Source organism: Candidatus Zixiibacteriota bacterium (assembly GCA_040752815.1).
Classification (GTDB): Bacteria; Zixibacteria; MSB-5A5; order GN15; family FEB-12; genus JAGGTI01.
The window spans coordinates 1-17,158 of the sequence record JBFMGC010000057.1; the positions used below are offsets into that span (position 1 = coordinate 1).

General features: G+C 58.6%; 10 protein-coding genes. 3 read left to right on the forward strand and 7 right to left on the reverse strand.

All coding sequences use genetic code 11. From position 1 onward, the window contains the following. Positions 1–81 precede the first annotated feature (81 nt). The 3 genes from AB1772_11555 to AB1772_11565 all read right to left on the reverse strand — a co-directional run bounded on the left by AB1772_11555 (position 82) and on the right by AB1772_11565 (position 10,107). Positions 82–3,726: a hypothetical protein gene (locus AB1772_11555; protein ID MEW5796981.1), complete on the reverse strand. Its 3,645-nt coding sequence runs from the start codon at positions 3,724–3,726 to the stop codon at positions 82–84. A gap of 612 nt (positions 3,727–4,338) precedes the next feature. Then, positions 4,339–8,016 carry a hypothetical protein gene (locus AB1772_11560; protein MEW5796982.1) on the reverse strand — a complete coding sequence of 1,226 codons (3,678 nt, stop codon included), beginning with the start codon at positions 8,014–8,016 and terminating at the stop codon, positions 4,339–4,341. A gap of 648 nt (positions 8,017–8,664) precedes the next feature. Further along, positions 8,665–10,107 carry a hypothetical protein gene (locus AB1772_11565; GenBank protein ID MEW5796983.1) on the reverse strand — a complete coding sequence of 481 codons (1,443 nt, stop codon included), beginning with the start codon at positions 10,105–10,107 and terminating at the stop codon, positions 8,665–8,667. Positions 10,108–10,206: 99 nt separating this feature from the next. Here AB1772_11565 and AB1772_11570 point away from each other — a divergent pair, with 99 nt between their 5' ends. The 3 genes from AB1772_11570 to AB1772_11580 all read left to right on the forward strand — a co-directional run bounded on the left by AB1772_11570 (position 10,207) and on the right by AB1772_11580 (position 14,148). Beyond that, entirely contained in the window at positions 10,207–10,821 is a 615-nt protein-coding gene (locus AB1772_11570) for a pyridoxal-phosphate dependent enzyme (GenBank protein MEW5796984.1), read from the forward strand. Positions 10,822–11,104: 283 nt separating this feature from the next. Next, positions 11,105–13,729 carry a protein kinase gene (locus tag AB1772_11575; GenBank protein ID MEW5796985.1) on the forward strand — a complete coding sequence of 875 codons (2,625 nt, stop codon included), beginning with the start codon at positions 11,105–11,107 and terminating at the stop codon, positions 13,727–13,729. Positions 13,730–13,830: 101 nt separating this feature from the next. Beyond that, positions 13,831–14,148: a hypothetical protein gene (locus tag AB1772_11580; GenBank protein MEW5796986.1), complete on the forward strand. Its 318-nt coding sequence runs from the start codon at positions 13,831–13,833 to the stop codon at positions 14,146–14,148. Between the two features lie 221 nt (positions 14,149–14,369). Here the strand turns inward: AB1772_11580 and AB1772_11585 are convergent, their stop codons facing one another. The 4 genes from AB1772_11585 to AB1772_11600 all read right to left on the reverse strand — a co-directional run. Then, positions 14,370–15,188: a methyltransferase domain-containing protein gene (locus AB1772_11585; GenBank protein MEW5796987.1), complete on the reverse strand. Its 819-nt coding sequence runs from the start codon at positions 15,186–15,188 to the stop codon at positions 14,370–14,372. A 93-nt stretch (positions 15,189–15,281) separates the two neighbouring features. Further along, entirely contained in the window at positions 15,282–16,034 is a 753-nt protein-coding gene (locus AB1772_11590) for an efflux RND transporter permease subunit (GenBank protein ID MEW5796988.1), read from the reverse strand. Next, entirely contained in the window at positions 15,964–16,794 is an 831-nt protein-coding gene (locus AB1772_11595; protein ID MEW5796989.1) for a hypothetical protein, read from the reverse strand. Before AB1772_11595 ends, AB1772_11590 begins: the two co-directional genes overlap by 71 nt. A gap of 144 nt (positions 16,795–16,938) precedes the next feature. Continuing rightward, positions 16,939–17,158, reverse strand: a 220-nt coding sequence (locus tag AB1772_11600) for an IS256 family transposase (GenBank protein MEW5796990.1), incomplete at its 5' end; no start/stop codon positions are given.

Sequence of the window (17,158 nt, forward strand, 5' to 3'; positions counted from 1 at the left end):
AAAACAAAGCGGCCACCCCTTTGGGGGTGGCCGCATCGCTTGATCCAGAGAAGCCCGGGGCTTCTCAAGAATCCGTTCGGTCTACAGGCAATTCGGCAGGCCGAGCGACTGACCCGTTATGAACAGGTAGTCGATCAGGATCGTAATGTCGCCGATCGATATGTCCTCACAGGTCGCTCCCGCACCGCCCGACTGGTTGATATCCGCCTCAGTCAGGCAGGCGATAATCCCGTCACACGTGCCGCTGATGAACTTGGCATCAATCATCACCGTCACGTCGCCGATCGTCGGCTCGTCCTCACCGCTGTTGTTGGCGTCACCCACGCGACCCACACAGCAACCACCGCAACCCTGGACCGTCTGCTTGAACCAGCTCCGAGCATAGCTCACCTGGTTCTCCAGATCCGTCAACGACCCGTTCCGAACCGTCGACAATACCGTCCAGTAGTACAGCGTGTCGGTCGCACCAAGAGTGTAGTCGTGCTTGTAGGTGAACCAGACCGCCTGGTCCTGACGACTGACATCCGCATTCAGACCGCTCGGCGTCGTCTCCTGCCACCAAACCAGCGGGTTCGGCTGGCTCGGTACCAGCGGCGTACCGTCACGGTAATGCGTCGTGTCCACCATCAACGTCTGTATCAGCACGTTGAAGCTGTGGTAGTCGTCCGGATCGCTCGCACACGGATTGGTCGTGTAGCTGCCGCCAAAAGCCTCAGTGGCAAATCGGTTGGCATGCGACTGACAGGCAGTGTGGCCGGTCGTGTCCGTACCCTGCACGTACACAAATCCACCCGGTATCGAAACGTCCGACGTGTTGTACGGCACGCTGTCGGCCGGTATGTCCCAGTCAACCACGTTGCCGATAGTCACATGACTGTGCGCCTGACCGTCGCCCGAGTACGCCTTGGTCAATAACACCACGAAATCAAGATTGGCCGTGGCCGGAGTCGCCGAACGCGGACCATACACCGTCCGCTCAAAAGCAACCGTCGTGTCACGGTTCACAAACTGACCCGTATACACCGAATCATAGCCACCGCCGGCGGCCAGCCCTCCGGTGATCGAACCCTTGGCCGGGCTCGGATCAAAACCGGTCTCGTCCGCCTGGTTGGCATCGTTGAACACCTGGCTCAACTCAGCCCCGGTGCCATCGCTCGCTGAGGCCAGTATGGTGTAGGCCGAGGAGCCGATCAGGTAGAACCGATCACGTACCCTCGGCCCGCACTCCAGACCCGACTCGTAGTAGTCCAGGTTGATACCGCCGCTGCTGCCGGCACCCCAGCCCAGATCGCCGTTGTTGCCGACACCCAGCGCGACTACCTCGCCCTCGGGCTCAAAGAACTCGTCGAACATGTACTCATGCGTCTTGACCGTATCCCAGGCCACATCCTCGACATCCGTGGCCGCCAGGACATGGATTCTCACCGGGAAGGAGTCGATGTTCGCGGCATCGGACTTCAGCCACATCTCACCGTCCAGCCACTGCGTCGGACCGGCCGGGGCGGTGATGCTGGCCTGGAAAGTAGCCGTGCGAATCACGCCCGCCGGCACCTGGAAGGGTGATCCTGGGCTCGGGTTGATCGAGGAAGTCAGCCAGGAGGCGTTGTCGCCGACCTCGGTAACATTCAGGGTCACGTTACCTTCGTTCACAACCGTAATCGTAAAGTTCGTGGCCTGACCGAGCGGTACCCACTCGGGCCATTCGATTCTCTCAGGGATGACGTCGATCTGCGAGGCCTCAATCGGCTCCACGCAGGCCAGACGAACCCACTTCTCGGAGTTTTCCGTTCCCGGCGGGTTGACACGGGTGCTCCAGAACCACGGTCCGGGGAACTGGTCATCCATGTATTCCATGTTCAGATACCAGCCGCCGGCATAGTTGCCGCCCGGGGAAAGGTCTACCTCGGCCGCCGCCGGCCAGGTCAGATCCAGACCACTTTCGTCGAGGGCATAGCGCTCGATCGACGGCTTCCACTCGGAACCGCACGGGCCGTTCGCCTCGGGGTCGCCTACCAGACCGCAGTCAGGAGTGTAGGTATTGGAGATGTTGCGAGCGGCGTCCCACAGGGTGCTGGTGGAAAGCTGTGCCACCGACATCAACAGCTCCCAGTTGGCCATAGCCAGGCGCTCGCCGGTGTAGGAGCAGTCATCAAGCACACCGGGGGCCGGTTGAGTGGCTACGTCACGCCACGGGAATCGGTTGGCACGCTCGTGAATCTGCCCCCAGACCAGGTACAACTTGCTGTCACACTCACCCATGGTGATCCAGCCCAGATAACCGACGTTCGATCCGCCGAAGCCGCAGTGCAGCGTGTTCATCGAACCGGTGAGCATGTCGTCGTTCATGAAGTTGCCGTTGGCGACTTTCACAGCGTCGCCCACACCCGGAACAACCTGGTCGTTGGTCTTCTCCCAGTGATAGACGTTCTCGTCGAAGTCCTGCCAGTTGAAACCGTCAAAGTACGGATCAGTGGAGGTCGGCTTCCCCGCCCAATAGACGTGCAGGTCGCCCTCCGAATCGAACATACAGCCAGCTTCCAGCCAGGCGGTGAAGTGATTCGGATGGTTGGCAATGGCGTTGGTGTAATTGGTCACGCTGTACGCCGGCTGCCAGCTCAGACCGCGATCAAACGATTCGCGCGCCCAAACATCAATGTCATCGCCGTTGTTCAGAAGCGCACCGTAGTACGACGGGTTGGTATACACCACAGCAACACCGGTGTGCGGATACGGCGCGGCCGCCAGCTCGGTCCAGACGAACCAAATCGAGTCGATGGTCTGACCCGAGCTCCACGTGCCGGTCTCGGCGGCGTCGCCAACCTTGCGGAAGTAGGTCCACGCACGGTAGCCGAGGCCGGGAACGTAATCATTGCCGGACAAATCGATATCGTCAGCAGCGGACCCCAGAAGCAGGTGGACGATGGTGTTAGTACCATCCCACTGGGTCACCACCTGCGGGTCGCGGGCGTAGTTCCCGGCGCTCTGGTCCATGAACCGCGGCCGGTACACTGTCGAATCGACCCAGGTGACGTTCAGATTTGAACGCGGATCGAAGGTGCAGTTGAATTCCGCGCCCTGGTAGTAGATGTTGTTGTCGAACAGGCGCGTCGTATCGTTGAGGTTCCTGAAGAAGCGGGCCATCGAACCCAGAACCGCCCGACCGTTGAACATAATGTCCATGCTTACACGGCTGGCGGCGCCGATCGTATCGGTGGCCTGGATGTCGCAACCGACGTCCTGGTCACGCGGCCAGTTGCCTGTCGGAACGATCGCGTCGTACATGTTATAGCCGGTAAAGACATAGGGGCGGGCCGTATCCTCATCAGGACGGTCCATGTAGGCGAAATGGACGCTGACTTCGGCGGTCTCGCCGGTCTGGCCATTCCACCAATGGTTGATCTGTCGGCCAGAACCCCAAGTGTACTGCTCATCGTGCCAGGTCAGGTCGATGCTGACCCCGGGGCCAATGCCGACGTTGGGCGACTGGGCCGACCCGACGGGTCTCCGACCGAGAGCGGTCCGAGAGCCAGGGTAGGTTCCGCCATCGCCCGCGTAAGCACTCCGACTTTCCATCGGAAACACGCCCACGTTAAAGGCGCTGATCTTGTCCAGGCGCTCGGCGTCGATACGGTCAGCCTTCGTGTCCACGGCCGACCAGGCCGACATCGATAGCGCCACGGACCACAGCACTGCTACGCTCAAGGCAAGTAGTGCTTTCTTCATCATGCTGCTTTCCTTTCAAAAGGTCCTTTATCAGGTCCCCGCGCAGGTCCCGCGGGAACTACCACTCTTCTCTTCCGCACGGCAAGCCCTTGTTTCTTCTGCAGCGCCGTGCGCCATGTTACTCCGACGTATGAATTACCTCCTCATAGCAAAAGTTACCTCGTCCTAATTTCCGCTGGGCACGCCAGAACTGCCCAAAGCAGGTCCGTGGGCCGTTCGACGGCCGGCGCGTTCAATAAAGCAGTAAATGTCGACTCTAAGCCGCCGCCTCCCGGGCAATGGAGACGCACGGCTAACCATTTGAGTACCCTTAAGATACGCTGCCTCGCCTCCCCTTAATCGAGGTGTCCAAACGCGGTAGCATCTTTACTTTTTTTGGCCGCAACTTCGTGTTTCCGGGGTGAGGGTGAAACAAGTGCCCGGAAAGTATTTCGTTCCAGTACCAAAATGACTCCAAAGCAGCGGTTTGTCAAGAGGTTAATCTCGCAAACTGCGGTGAACCGTCAAGGCTCCCACCGCCCCGGAACCACCAAAACCGAGGCGGCCATCCCGGTACCGGGATGGCCGCATGGTTAGTTCCAAAGACGCACAGAGCTTCTCAAGGGTTCGTCCTGGTTAGAGGCAGTTCGGCAGACCAAGCGATTGACCCGTAATAAACAGGTAATCGATCAGGATGGTAATGTCACCGATCGAAACGTCCTCGCAGGTCGCGCCTGCGCCGCCGGACTGGTTGATATCAGCCTCCAATATACACGCAATAATGCCGTCACATGTTCCGGAGATGAACTTGGCATCGATCATCACAGTTACGTCGCCGATGGTCGGTTCATCCTCACCGCTGTTGTTGGCGTCACCCACACGCCCCGAGCAGCAGTTACCGCCACAGCCGCGTACCGTCTGCATATACCAGCTTTTGGCATACGCCACCTGGTCTTCCAGGTCAGCAAGCGTGCCATTCCGGACAGTGGAAAGCACCGTCCAGTAGTGTAGCGTATCGGAAGCGCCGAGGTTGAAATCGTGTACGTAGGTGGTAATGATGGCCAGGTCGGTATCCTCGAGATCCGACGCGTTGACCCCGGCAATACCGGTCTCTTCCCACCAGGCCAGTGGGTTCGGTTGCGAGGGCACCAGCGGCGTACCGTTCCGGTAATGCGTGGTATCCTCGAGAATCGTCTGGTACAGGCTGTTCGAGCTGTAGAACGTAGCCCCGTTCACGCACGGGTTGCTCTGGAACTCCACAGACGTATAGCCGCCACCAAACGCCTCGGTACCGAAGCGAGCGGTGTTAGGCTGGCAGCCGTCCCAGCCTACGGTATCAGTACCCTGGAGATAGACGAAGTTGCCGCCCGCCGACACACCGGTGTTGTTGTTGGGCGGTTCCGATGCCGGGATATCGTAATCGCACGCGTTGCCAAACGCCAGGTGGTTGTGGGCCTGACCGTCGGCCGAGTACACCTTGGTGTACACGACTACGAAGTCGAGTGTGGCAGTAAGCGGCGTGTTCGAGCGCGGTCCGTAGACGATGCGCTCCATGGCGATCGTCGTATCCCGGTTAACGAATTGGCCGGTATACACCGAATCGTAAGCACCGCTTCCGGCAGTGCCGCCGGTGATGCTGCCCTTGGCCGGTGTGGGATCAAAGCCGGTCTCATCGCCCTGGTTGGCGTCGCCGTGAACCTGGCTCAGCACGGCATTGGCTCCCGACGAGTTGTCCGCCAGGATAGTGAACGCCGTACCGCCGTACAGGTAGATCTCGTCGCGAGCGCGACCACCACACTCCAGACCGGATTCGGAGTAATCGAGGTTGACTTCGCCCTGGCTGAAAGCGGCATAGCCGAGCTCACCGAAGTTGCCCACGGCTAGCGCGACTACCTCGCCCTCGGGATCAAAGAAGGGATCGAACATGTACTGGTGGGTGGTAACCGTATCCCACTTGACAGCCTCGACACTGGTCGCGGCCAGCACATGAATCGGAATGGTCAGCGAATCGAAGTTGGCGGCGTCGGACTTGAGCCAGACCTCGCCATCAAGCCACTGGGTCTGAGACAGTCCGGCAGTATTGAACACCACATCGAAAGTGGCTGTGTTGTTCACGCCTGCGGTCACCACCAGCGAACTCGCCGACGTGCCCAGCCAGGCGCCGGCACCATCGTCGGACCCGATCTCGGTCACGTTCAATTGGACGTTACCTTCATTGATGACGGTGATGGTCATGTTGCTGGTTGATCCCAGTGGAACCCAGCGCGGCCATTCCAGCCGCTTGGGCGTGGAATTGATAAGGGACGCCTCAACCGGCTCGACACAGGCCAGACGCACCCACTTCTCTGAGTTGAGCACGCCGACGTCATTGCGGCCGTTCAGGTCCTGGACAAAGTAGCCGGGGAACTGGTCGTCCATGTATTCCATGTTCAAATAGTAGTCGCCGGAGTAGGTGGCTCCCGGAGACAGATCCACGATAGCTCCCGACGGCCAGGTAAGACCCATGCCGGCCTCGTTGAGACCGTACATCTCCACCGACGGCTTGAACTCATTGCCGCACACCGAGGACGCCTGCGGGTCGCCGGCCACGCCGCATTCCGGAGTGTGAGTGCCGGCGCCGGCGCCGGAGACATGGCGGGCGGCATCCCACAGCGAACTGCTGTTTATGCGCGCCACCGACATCATGATCTCCCAGTTGGCCTGGCTCCGCCGGGTGCCGGTGTAGGCGCAGTCCTCCAGAAGGGTCGGATCGGCTGTATAGTCTCCGTGGTTGGCCAGTTCGTGCATCTGGTTCCAGACGCAGTACAGTTTGCCATCGCACTCGGACAGCCAGATGAAGGCGATGTAACCGGAGTGCACGCCGCCAAACCCACAATGCAGCGTATTGATCGAACCGGTCAGCATGTCTTCGTTGAGATAAGTGCCTTTGGCTACCTTGACGATTTCGTCGGTAGATCTTGCCCAGTGATATACATCGGTGTCAAAATCATTCCAGTTGAAACCGTCAAAATACGGATCAGCCGAGGTGGCTGTGCCGGTCCAGATGATATGCAGATCATCATTGGCGTCATACAAACAGGGTGACTCGACCCAGGCCTTGAAGTGCGCCGGATCACCCGCGATGGCGTTCTGATAATTGGTGATGTTGACCTTGGGCGCCCAGGTCAGACCGTAGTCACTCGACTCGCGATAGAACACGTCGGTATCGTACTGCGAGTTCTGGTCGTCAAGCAAGCAGCCCCAATAACCGGGATTCGAGTACGATACACATACTTTGCCGGAATTGGGAGAGGGGGCGATGGTAACTCCATTGATACTGTATACCTGCATGATGGAGTCAATGATAACACCGGAGCTCCACGAGCCCGAAGAGGACAGATCGCCCAACTTGCGATAATAAATGAACTTGCGGTACGACGCACCGGTGACGTAGCTGTCACTCACAGGGCCATCAACGGGCTCCTGCTCGCCCAGCAGCACGTGCACTACCGTATTGGATCCGTCGAACTGCGTCGCTACCTCCGGCAGGACGCTGTAGTTTCCGGTCCCGCTGAGTGCAAAATGAGCGCGATAATTCGTTGAGTCGATGTACGACGTATTCAGCGAAGAGCGCGGATCGTAGGTGCAACTGAACTCTGCGCCCTGGTAAAAGAGCAGGTTGTCCTTCAACCAGGAACCGGGGCTCGGCGTGGGAATGAAGCGTGTAAAGAACGCCGTCCTCGCCGTTAAGACGGCATAGGTGTTGCCCAGCACGTCGAGGTTCACCCACTGGCCCGTGCCGGCAGTATCGGTCGATTGCAGGCCACAGCCGACATCCTGGTCGCGAGGCCAGTTGGCCGACGGCACGCTGGCATCATAAACGTTGTAGCCGGAGAGGATTTTCGAAGCGATCGGGTTGCCCGGCACCGTGTCGGAGCAAAGCTCATAGGCAAAGTGCACGCCGGCAGCGAGGTTCTCCCCGACTTCGCCGTTCCAGTAATGCTTGACCTGGCGACCGATCGGGAACGGATACTGTCCGTCGTCAAAAGTGAGAGCGACACTGACGCCGACACCGATGCCCACATCGGGCGACTGCGCGCTGCCGATCGGGCGGCGCACTACGGTGCCGACACTGGTGCGAGCCTGCTCAACTGGCTCGTCGGTCACCTTGCCCATCCACGGATGCGGTCCGATAACATTGAAACGGCTGATCTCACTCAGCCTTCTGGCATCATCCTGATCGACTCGCGTGTCGCTCTTGGCGCCCACAGAAGCCGCCAACACAAGCGCCAGCAAGCCGGCCAGAGATGCCGCCGCAAAAAGTCTTCTTGTCATTCTGTTAGTTCCTTTCGAGAAACCTTGTTTTCTGTGTGCGAAAACAAACACAATCGGATTCGCCTGAGACACGAGTGGTCCCGGCTGCGAACTCAACAGCGGTCGTTATTCTGTGGACCAACCTCCTCTCTGACAGACCTGTCCGGTCTGCAATCGAATGTGTTAGCAGGAATACTTGACGTAATCAGCATAGTGCCCAATAGTCGGAATTGCTGACAAATCGCGTGTACCAACAAAGCGGAGTGTCCGGTTTGCCGAGAGTATAGACGGCAATACACAGACGAACCAAAAACACCTGCCGTTCAAAAAGACGAGTCCCAATTATGTAGGTCCGGTACTGAGACTGTCTCAAGCGTAACAATAACCACAAACCCCAACGCTGTCAAGGATTTATATGACTCGCGAGCGCACCAAAAGGACCGTCCCTTAGTACCGACGCGGTTCGGAGTGTCTGTCGCGGTCGCATCCGGGCAAGCTCCGTGGCGTCTGTTTGCAGATCAACCCGTTGAATCTCATGAAGGTAAGGAGTCCGTGGGCCCTCACTTAATGCCTTGGGATGTGCCGTGGTGGACGAGGACGTCCACCACGCACGAGAGCTGTGTCAGCTCCTTCTGTAGACTGTCATAGCTGCCTTACCTACAATTGTCGCTACAGGCACTCCGGCAGACCCAGCGATGGGCCGGTAATAAAAAGATAATCGATCAGGATTGTGATGTCGACGATGGAGATGTCCAACTCTGTCGGGTCGACTCCTCCAGACTGGTTGACATCCGCCTCAGCCAAACAGCACAGCGGCTGCTGGCTGATGAAGAGAAAATCGACCAGCAGGGTGATGTCGCTGATCGATATGCTCTCCTGCGGATCGCAGGTGACATTGCCAACGATGCCACGACAGCACTCGCCCAGCGGATAGGCCATCAGGGCGTTCTGGACAATACCTGACTCCGCCGGATCGGCTCCGGGGACCAGGGAACCATAGTCAAATGACGTAATCGACACCCAGTACGCCTGCCCGGGAAGCAGACTTTCAAACGTGTATTCGTATTCGTAGTATTTGAAGTATCCGTCGGACGTCAGGTAGAACTCAATCGAATCAGACGGCACATCCTCCGGCCGCCGGTATTCCGGTCGGGGCGCCTGCGGGAACCGCTTGACAAAAGGTGTCTCCCAGCCGAAACGGCTGGCGTTGGCCTGGCACGGCTCGAAATAGAAAAGGGAATCCGGGTGCCCGGGCATGACATACGGCGCGTGGCGCGGGTAATCGAGCGGATGCCAGGTCGAATCGCTGCACTCCGATGGCGCGTACAGGCAAGCGGCTTCCTCGACTGACAAGGGCGGGACGGTGAGAACCCACTCGATCAGCTCGAAATCCCAATAGTACTTGTAGTAGTCCTCGCGATCGTACGAGGCCACTCGCGAGAAACTGCCGGGTGCGCCGGTGCTCGAGAGATACGCATGGTATCCTTCGAAGCGCCGCTGCCGCGTCGCCCAATCCAGCAGAGTTTCGCTCGCGAACCCGTTCCAACGGACATAGAGCGCGCTGTCTCGGGGCTCTACCCAGAGTGTCGGCGCTACCGGCAGCGAGGAGGCGCGCATATCGGGGACGCCGTCGCCCGACACATAGAGTGTGTCACCGTCGCAAACGCGGAATTCGCCGAAGTAACCGTCACTGTCAGTATCGACCCCGGGGTTATCGAACACCCAGCCGGCCCAGAGTCCATTGGTCAGAAAGTCGTCTAAATTGAGTCCCGCCAGGTAGGCATCAGGGTCAAACGGCAAATGACTGAGATTGGCCGGATCGGTGTGGAAGTTCTCGCCTGCGACATAAGCGATAGTGAATGGAACGGTTTCGCCGGGGTCAAGAGTGGCCGGTCCGAAGGACAACAGATATCGGGTGTCTAACCCGCTCGCTATAAACCTTACGCCATTGTCTTGCGGCGGAATCCATGTTGTGTCGTTCTCGCTTACTGTAACGATCCGGAATTGATCATAGTCCCTGTCGCCGTTGCTGAGCAGATAATACTTGTTTCGGTCGCCTTCGGGAGTGCCCATGCCGCCGGTGCCGAAATCGCGAATGATGGCTCTTCTCATTGGACCATAATCAAGACTTGCCTGACCATTTGAAACCCACCAGTTAAACGACGTTTGCAGTTGGGTCGCCCCGCTGCGAAGCAACCGCATGCCGGTCACATGCCGGACCTGGGCGCGGAGCTTACCCTCGTGCCCAGCGAGGGGAGACTCACTACCAAGAAGCTGATTCTGGACATGATCGCGACGGCTAAAGAGATTAGTCGGCAACCCAATACGTTCTGGACCGACCAGCTCAACAATACTGACAGTATCGCAGGATACCATGCTCTGGGTGAAGAGATCTGGACTCAGACCGACGGCAAAGTCGACTCTTTCGTCCACTGTGTCGGCACGGCAGCATCGTCGCGTGGCGTGGCAACGGCGTTGAAACGCCACGATTCGAAGATCAGGCTGGTGGTTGTCGAGCCGGCCGAGTCGGCAGTACTGTCAGGTGGCAAGCCGGGGCCGCATAAAATCGAAGGCGTGGGCATTGGTTACACGCCGCCGCTCTTTGATCCGGCCCTGGTTGACGAGATAATGCCGGTGAGTACCGGCGACGCGGAAGCGATGGCTCGTCGCCTGGCAAAAGAGGAAGGCCTGTTCGCCGGGACGTCGTCAGGTGCAAACGTGGTCGCATCAATTCGGGTGGCCGAGCGTTTGGGGCCTGACGCCACGGTGGTTACTCTCATGGTGGATTCAGGGCTGAAATACCTGAGTACGGATGTATACAAGTAATGACCCCCGAGGCATGACTGTGGGGTGGAAGTCCGATCTGAGACGCTGAATGGCAGCACCCCATCCCTCGATTCTTTTCGAGCTCAGTGACTAATCCTCCGGGGGCGTCCGCGCGCCCACGGCACAGGATCCAACCACCGGGGAGGGGGAGACCGGTCGGAGGATCCTGAATCCCCTTTCCCCGCTTAATCCGTTGCCATAAATCAGAATATGTCGTATTCTGTACCAGGCAATCACTAACAGGCGGACTCATGCGTCGCCATAACCCGGGAAATTGTCGATCGTGTCAAACGACGGCCCAGACGACATAACCCGAACGTATGTTCAACTCGCAGACGGCAGCGTGGTCGCACACTACCGGATCATCGAGAAGATCGGCGCCGGTGGCATGGGCGAAGTCTATCTCGCCGAAGATACCGAACTCAACCGCAGGGTCGCCCTCAAATTCCTGCCGTCCCACCTTTGCCTTGACGAAGAGTACCGCACCAGGTTCAGGCGGGAGGCACAAGCAGCCGCCAAGCTGAACCACCCGAACATCGTCACCATCCACGAGGTCGGAGACTACGGCGGACACCCCTATATCGTGTCGGAGTATGTCGGCGAGCAAACTCTCAAGGATGTAATCAGATACAAGCAGGTCGATCCCGGTGAGGCGATCAATATCATCATGGAGGTGTGCGAGGGGCTGCAGGAAGCACACGCCGCCGGCATCGTGCATCGCGACATCAAGCCGGGCAATATCGTGCTGGAAAAGCACAATCGTCCCAAGATAGTCGATTTCGGCCTGGCCTTCATGGCCGGAACCGGAAGTATCACGAGAACCGGCTCAACAATGGGCACAATCGCCTATATGTCTCCGGAGCAGTTGAAGGGAAAGACGGCCGATCATCGGTCTGACCTCTTCGCAGTGGGCATGGTGCTCTATGAGCTGATCACCGGTCGAAACCCGTTCGCAGCCGATCACGACGCCGCCGTACAGTATCTGATTCTCTCGGAACAGCCCGAACCGCTGGCCCGCTTCAAGGCGGGCGTACCCGACGGACTCCAGGAAATAGTGGACCGAACCCTGGAAAAGGATCCTGCGGTCAGGTACCAGTCGGCGGCCGATTTGATCGCCGATTTGAGGCGGCTCCGCCGCCGCAGCGCGGACTCCGACCCCGATGGTCGAAGCTCAGGGCAAGCCGACACAGGACGTCGCAAAACAGGTCGGTTCGCCCTGGCGGGTGTCGGGCTCATCGCGCTTGCCGGGATGCTCTGGGTTGTCCTGCGTCCGGACCTCGGGTCGGTACCCTCACGACACAAACACCTCGCCGTGCTGCCGCTTGTCAGTCTCGGTGAAGCGGGAGCCGGTCAGACATTGTGCGACGGCCTGGCGGAGACCATCACGAGCAAACTGACCCAACTGGCGGAATTCGAGGGCCGGCTCCGGGTTGTGCCCTCGAGCGAAGTTCGCGGCAGCAATATCAGGAGCGCCGGACAGGCCCGGCGTACCTTCGGAGTTGGGCTGGTTGTCACTGGCAGTGTCCAGGAGCACGGAGGCGCGGTGCGTCTCACACTGAACCTGGTTGATACCCGTTCGCAGCGGCAGTTGAGGTCTACCGTCATCGACGAAAAAGTGTCTGATATATCCCGCTGGCAGGACCTGGTTGTCACCGAATTGGCCCAGATGCTCGATATCCAGCTTCGGCCCGATTCGCGCCGCCTGCTGGCCGCCGGACGGACATCGTCATCCGAAGCCTATTATGCTTATCTCCGGGGACGCGGCTATCTGCAGCGATCGGAAAGCGCCACCTGCCTTGACAGCGCCGCGCTACACTTTGAAGCAGCGATCAAAGAGGACTCGGCCTACGCGCTCGCCTACGCCGGCCTGGGCGAAGTCTATTTCCAGAGGTACAATCTGACCATGGATATCCAGTGGGTCACACCGGCACTGGTCCACTCTACGCGGGCGCTCGAATTAAACGATCACCTGGCGCCGGTTCTAGTCACGCTCGGCACCATCCACCGAGGAACCGGCCAGTACCAAGAGGCCACCCGGTATTTGCGCCAGGCCATTCAATTCGACTCGCTCAACAACGCCGCTTACCGGGAACTCGCCTTGGCCTACGAGTCGCTCGGGCGGGAGACTGATGCCGAGTCCTGCTACACCAAGGCCGTGCATGTTCAGCCCGATGACTGGCGCAACTATTATTACCTGTCGCTGTTCAACATCGCTCGCGGGGGGCATCGCGACGAAGCGGTACAGCAGGCGGCCCAGGCCGAAGAGCTGGCCCCCGACGCGTCTTATCCGTGCGCGTTTCTGGGCGGGCTGTATGTCTACCTCGGCATGACAGACAAGGCTAAGACTCTCCTTAAGCGTGCTATCGACCTCGAGCCGGACTACTTCGCCTACTCAAATCTCGGCGCCATCTATCAGGTGGAGAAAGACTATCAAAACGCGGCTGCGATGTACGAACAGGCGCTAAGACTGCGCAGCAGCGACTATCGCGTATGGATCAACCTTGGCTCGATCTACCAGATGCTCCCCCAGGGAAAAGAACGGGCGTTGGCGGCTTTCGACAGCGCGATCATACGCGCCGAACAGAACCGGAAGATCAATCCCAAGGACGCCATGCTCCTCGTTCACCTGGCCGACTGTTACGCGAAGGTCGGAGACCGCGACAAAGCTATTGAACTGGCGGGCCAAGCCGTCCGGCTTGCGCCGGGAGCGGGGGAAGTTTTGGTTCGAGCCAGCCTAATCCATGAGACACTGGGCCGGCGGGATGAAGCCCTGGATTTGCTCGGCCGAGCGATTCGAAGAGGGTATTCGGAGGGGGAGATCAGGAAAATCGAGGAATTTCAGGCGCTGCTTCAGGATCGTCGGTTTGACAGCGTGCTGAGCATCTCGCGGCCGCGTCGCGGGTCATGAAAGAAGCGGTCCGGCGGCAAACCGAGATACCGGCAGCTTGGCCAGGTGATTACAACAAATGAAGACAATCGAAAGGTACAACCCAAAAAAGAGGAATCGTCATGCCCAAACGCAAGAGCAAATTGGAAAAGGTCCGGATCACAAGCGGTTTGACCTCGTGTAAAGTCTCCCCCGGCTTTGTGATCGCAGTGCCCGGCGACCGGATCAAGTTCTGCAATCGAACTTCGGGTGTTGTCTACGTTCATGTTTCCGATGACAAGTTGTTCGATGAGCCCCGGTTCAAGATAGCGGCAGGCAGGGACAGGACACAAAAAGTGAAAGGTGTCGAGCGCGGCATCTACCCGTATGCGGTCTTCTGCGCGGCCAATCGCGCCTTCGGCACCGGGTCATCGATGCCGATCATCATCGTGCCGCGCTAAGTTCGCACAGGAACCACTGCCGGCGAAACCGCCAGCAGTGCGCTGTGGGGCCTGCCCCCGACTTGACATGTGCATAGTGGACATCCTCATCCACTACGGGTCTCGGTGTCAAAACATGGTGGCCATGGATTGCCCGCTTTAAGCGGGCAATGACAGGTTTTGGCACACGAGGACGTACGCCAACCACAGATTATAGGACGTACGCCAGGCAGCGCCCTGTGTCAACTGCGCCCGGCGACGTCGACTACCAGAGGTGAGAAGAAGCGCGTGTCGGGATTGTCGATGTGGTTTGACCAGTCCGCCTCCATGGCCTCGGCCTCAGACGCCGTCAGGATTCGCTTCTCGACCATGACCGGTACCTGGGACTTGAGAAAGCGGCCCATCCATTCCATGACGGAACTATCGGGGCCGCCGGAGAGACAGTTCGGCGTGTAGTCAATCAGTTTCAGGCCAAGGTTTCTCATCACCGCCGGCAGTCGCGCAGCGACATACGGATCCCCGCCCCCTGCCCGCCACCAGGCGCGGATAGCCTCTGGCATCCGGTCCCAGGGGCCACCGGTGGGAAAGAGCAGGCACCCCTCGTGAACGTAGTCTTGTAAGGCGATTATCCCGCCCGGCGTCAGCGCGTCGAGCAGCGGAATAAGAAACGCTTTCGGATCGGGCACAAAGCTTATGACCCAGCGAACGAAAACCAGATTGTAATGCCGGCGGGGCAAATCGGCATCGTACGACGTCCCCCCCAGTATGCGAACGTTGCTCCACCCCTCGCGCTCCACCTCCTGCCGAAACCAATCGCGATAGAGTTCCGACGGCTCAAGGGCGGTGATTTCGCCACTGTCGCCCACCCTCTCGCGGAGATCCAGGCTTACGAATCCCGGGCCGGCACCGACATCGAGGCATTTCCATCCCTCGGCCACGCCGAGCCGGTCGAAGAACTTTCGCGTGACCGGTCCCCAGACGGTGTGCTGGAACCGTAGTCGGTCCAACTCGGCGTCGCTATGACCCAGCAGGTATTCGTAATCGTATCTTCCTCGCGCCATGTTGGAGCACCGCCGAAAAGTATATGGTCTTTATCGACTTAAACCGGATAATGATAATCCGGGTTGCACGCTACCATTGACGCGGAGCGCCGGTCAGGCGACCGGGCCGCTTTCGCCCGCCAGGCGGATCGAGGCGCCGGCTCCGGCCGGCCTTTCGGCTACTTCGGCAGGGACCGGCGCCGTGGCCGCCTCTCTCTCTTCACCCGTGAACCGGGCCAGAAGCGTGTACACTACCGGCACGAGTACAAGAGTCAGGAAGGTCGAGAACAGCAGCCCTCCCACCACAGCGATTCCCAGCGGCCGGCGCGATTCGGCTCCGGCACCCAGCCCGATCGCAATCGGCAGTACGCCGAAAACAGTCGCGAACGAGGTCATGAGAATCGGGCGAAGGCGAATGGCTGCTGCATTCACCACCGCTTCGAGCACGGTGCTTGTCTGCTTGCGCAACTGGTTTGCGTACTCGACTATGAGGATCGAGTTCTTGGTCACCAGGCCTATCAACATAATCAGGCCGATTTGCGAGTAGATATTGATACTCTGCCCCAGCACGAAAAGCGACACCAACGCCCCTACAACAGCAAGCGGTACCGAAAGGAGAATCGTTAGGGGATGTACGAAACTTTCGAACTGGGCCGCCAGCACCAGGAAGATAAACACCACCGCGAATAAGAAGAGAAAGTAGAGCGCCGAGCTGGAGTCACGAAATTCGCGCGACTGCCCGGACAGGTCGGTTTTGATGCCGGCGGGCAGATCATTCGAGGCGATCAGATCCAGATCATCGAGCGCCTGCCCCAGGCTGAACCCGGGCGCAAGGTTGGCAGGGGAGCTTACGGGCAGGCGCTCCACCCTGACTCAGTTCCTTGCCGGTCCTTGCATCTATGACCACCTGTCTGGCATTACGCATATATTCAGGGACGGGGTTACTCATATCCATGTCTGGAACTCCGATCACGGGTACAGGCGGAATTCCCACGAGGCTAATTACCCACACCGGAATGAGAGAGTCGGGATAGTTGTTCTTGGGCTCATAGATGTACACGCCGGCAATGCGCTCCGCTAGGTGCGGGGAAAATGGGCAGTGCTGCAAAACTGAAACGAAATCCAGCGACAAGCTATCAGGCAGTCCGCGATACTTGGGCGAACTCAACAATGCTCTTTCCCGCTCAGCAAGCGGCATTTCGCGATCACTAATTATCCTGTCCGATGGACGAATGGATTGCACCATTATCAACTTGCCCGACAGGCTGTCCAGATAGGCCGTTATCGACCTGCGCATCTCCACCGTCACTCCTTGGTCAGACTTTACTTCACGGATCAGCACATCGTCAAAATCGACTCGCCAAAGCCTTCGTCCCGCAACAACACTGCGTAAAGAATCAGGAACCGGGGCATCCACACCTTCCACTATGACGACGCGCGAGGTAACAGTCTGGGTTGCCGATTGACGTCCGGATACCCCGACAATCCTTCTTGCGTTCTTAACTATCGCACCCTCGTCACTCGCATGGATTCCAGCAGTGCCTTCTTCGGCTGGTTGGGAATTAGAGTCGTGGGGAGCCAAGAGCAATATCATCAACAGTGCCATCGAAAGATCTATATGTTTCATAATGCACACTCTCTATTAGTTATATCGTTCATGAACACAAGCAACTTACCGATACTGAGAGAGAACTACCTTCAGTTCTGAGGATTCACATCCCAGAATTGAATTGAATCAGAGCTCATGTCAAGAGTTGTGTAAATTGGTTTCTCAAGCAGCGTGGCTTTCGATCTGATTGTTCTTCGTTTTCCTGACTTCGATGCCGTCCTCGAACGTCACTCCCGCCAGCACCTTCGTCACCACGTGCGGCGCGTTGATCCGGCGCCAGCGCTTCTGTGCTCTTACGATCAACTGGAAGATCAAGTACAGCGCCGAGCGCGGTGACTTGATTCGTCGCGCCGCGTTGGTGCGCAGCTTGACGGTGGCGAAG

Coding starts and splice junctions, on each gene's coding strand:
- AB1772_11555 (MEW5796981.1), bottom strand. CDS start 3,726: ATGATGAAGAAAGCACTACTTGCCTTGAGCGTAGCAGTGCTGTGGTCC.
- AB1772_11560 (MEW5796982.1), bottom strand. CDS start 8,016: ATGACAAGAAGACTTTTTGCGGCGGCATCTCTGGCCGGCTTGCTGGCG.
- AB1772_11565 (MEW5796983.1), bottom strand. CDS start 10,107: ATGAGAAGAGCCATCATTCGCGATTTCGGCACCGGCGGCATGGGCACT.
- AB1772_11570 (MEW5796984.1), top strand. CDS start 10,207: ATGCCGGACCTGGGCGCGGAGCTTACCCTCGTGCCCAGCGAGGGGAGA.
- AB1772_11580 (MEW5796986.1), top strand. CDS start 13,831: ATGCCCAAACGCAAGAGCAAATTGGAAAAGGTCCGGATCACAAGCGGT.
- AB1772_11585 (MEW5796987.1), bottom strand. CDS start 15,188: ATGGCGCGAGGAAGATACGATTACGAATACCTGCTGGGTCATAGCGAC.
- AB1772_11595 (MEW5796989.1), bottom strand. CDS start 16,794: ATGAAACATATAGATCTTTCGATGGCACTGTTGATGATATTGCTCTTG.